The organism is Prosthecobacter sp. (genome assembly GCF_044373815.1).
Taxonomy (GTDB): domain Bacteria; phylum Verrucomicrobiota; class Verrucomicrobiia; order Verrucomicrobiales; family Verrucomicrobiaceae; genus Prosthecobacter.
The window spans coordinates 1-2,689 of record NZ_JBIPNG010000682.1 but is presented as its reverse complement, the minus strand read 5'-3'; the positions used below and the strand labels follow the sequence as shown (position 1 = coordinate 2,689).

General features: G+C 59.3%; 1 protein-coding gene. It reads right to left on the bottom strand.

The window, feature by feature from the left end; all coding sequences use genetic code 11:
• Positions 1 to 171: 171 nt before the first annotated feature.
• Positions 172 to 2,689: PVC-type heme-binding CxxCH protein (locus ACIREA_RS30215; RefSeq protein ID WP_397386032.1), on the bottom strand; the 2,518-nt coding region annotated here is incomplete at its 5' end.

The window sequence follows — 2,689 nt, the reverse complement described above, 5'->3', positions numbered from 1 at the left end:
CGACTTTCGCATCGACTGGACGCAATGCTTCCATGGCAGCAAAGGCATGGCCCCCAGCCTGCCCGAGGCTCTGCGCTGGCTGTGGCGTGATGTGAAGTGAACAAGGTGTGGGTCGCCTGACTCCACGGCAGTTCGACGGGATACGGGGTGGGAGACCCCGCCACCATGGGCTTAAGGCTTGCTGCCAATGTAAGTCAGGACATCCGCCACGTCTTGCGCGCTCAGTACGCTTTCCAGTCCTTCAGGCATGATCGAAGTCGTCAGTGTTTTGATTTCGCGGATGTCGCTTCGCAGTACCACAATATCAGCACCGCCGGGGAGTCGAATCGTGATGTTGCCCGGTGTTTCAGAGGCCAGCTGGCCCACGATCAAGCTCTGGTCCTTTTTCGTCACCTGTGTGGCCGCATTGCGCTGCTCCACGGCGCGGTTCGGATCAAAGATGGCCTCGATGAGCTGCTCGCGCGGCTTGGTGGCCACCGTGGTCAGATCAGGCCCGACTTCCACACCGAGCTCACGCACCTTATGGCACACCATGCACACCTTCTGAAAAATCGCCGCACCGCGTTTTGCATCGCCACTGAGACTGGCTGCCTCAGTCACGTATTTGGCCACTACCTTCTGCCGGTTCGGATTCTGGTTGGTAATCACCGGCATCACGACCTTGCCGGCGGCTTTCTGCGGCACCTGCTTCAACAACACCTTCTCAAACTCACTGAAGACCGCATCCGATTGAGTGCCCGTGGCTGTCAAGGCTCCGGCACGCACCTGTGGCGTCAGCGGATGGATCAAGGCAAACACTTCATCCGCAGTCATGCCACCAAGCTGCATCAGCGTGAACGCCGCCTGGATTCGCACTGCCGGCGCGGCGCCGAGCAATGGCTTCAGCGCAGCCACCGCAGAGGTCTCATTCCGCTCAATCAACAAACGCTGTGCCGTGTCACGCATCCACCCATTTGAAGAACGCATCGCAGCAATTGGATCTTGTATGGCTGTCCCGCCTTTAGGTGATCTAGTTGCAGCGCCGCTCTTGCTGATACGGTAAATTCTTCCGCGATCCTCCCCGCCGCGCAGATCCAGCCCGCGCGCGATTTCCGCCGGAATCCACTCAGGGTGCTCCAGAACGAGCCGGTACATGTCCACCACGTACAGTGCGCCATCCGGCCCTGTGCGTGCCATGCTGGGGCGGAACCAGTTGTCTTCACTGGCGATGAACTCGCTTTTTACATCGTCTGGATGGCGTCTGCAGGTGATGGTGCCGCCGTCGTAGTTCAGCACTTCACGATGCACCAGATTATTGGCCGGTTCGCAGATGAACATCACCTGCGCGCCATCGGTGCCGAAGGTGCTGTCACGAAAAGGCATTGGCGAGCAGCCGGAGGTCAGTGTGTTGACCGCGCTGCCCTGATTGAAGCGGCGCACAGGCGGGCTTGCGGGGTAGAGGCGCTTTTCATCATTCATGTCACTGCGGATGGATTTCACCACCGCTTCCGGATGACGTTCAAGATAACGAAACGGCAGCCAGTAGTGCCAGCCGATGGTGCTGTTGTTGTTGCCGAACCAGTTGCCAAAATCATCGCGCCACTTGCCATACTGGCTGCGTCCACCCTCCAGCGCGAACTCGCCGCTGCGTGGATCAAAGCGGAAATCATTGGTGCCGAGAGCGATGTTCTTGCCCGTCTTCACACAGGTGATGTCGCCGCCGCTGTCGCCATTCGCTCCGTAGAACCAGCCATCCAGCCCCCAGCAGAAGCCATTTACTAAGTGCTGCGGATTGCCGGCGGTGAAGCCTGTGTACCAGGTTTCGCGTTTGTCGCATTTGCCGTCACCATCCGTGTCTTCGGCATAGAAGATGTCCGGGATGTTGGCGATGAAGACGCCGTTCTTCCAATGTGCGAGACCCGTGGGATGCTTCAGTCCGTCGAGGAATAGGGTGGACTTGTCGTACACACCGTCGCCATTTGTGTCTTCGAGGATTTTCACGCGCCCCGATTGCAGGTCAGAAACCTTCTCCTGCCCCACGCTGCCGTCCTTGGTTTTTTCGCCGGGGGCAAAGGGGTAGTCTCCCATCTCCACCACCCACATGCGACCTTTCGCATCCCAGTCGATGAACACCGGGTCCTGCACCAGCGGCTCGGCCGCCACCAGCATGGCCTCAAATCCCGGCTTCACATGCAGCGCCTTCAGAGAATCCTGCGGCGACTTTGGCGCGGGGCCGGGTACCTTGAGCAGTTCGGCAAACGGAATGCGTTGCTTTGTTTCGCTCCACAGCGCGCCATCGTGAAAGGAGACGCCAGTGTCGCGGCCATCTGCACGAACGATCGGCGGCAGGCTGTTCGCATCTCCCGCCTTGCCTTCGCGCATCACCTGCGACCAGCCTTCGTCCCATTGCAGGCCCTTCTTGGCACGCTCCTTGGGAACGAAGAGAAACACGCCGTATTCACGCGCATTTGAAAACACGATGTCCTCATGGCCATCGCCGTTCAGATCCACAAACCGAACGCCGTTGTCGCGGCCTTGATTGTCTTGGAGTTTGGCGGCGTCTGGCAGCGCATAGTCGCGCAAGGCAGGCGGCACCTCGGCCGCATTGAGAATGCTGCTACAGATCAGGAGGGAAAGGATGAGTCTTGGCATGACGGTGGGCAGAGCATAAACCAACGCTGCTGCCAGCCGCTTTCCTTTGGGGGAAGGT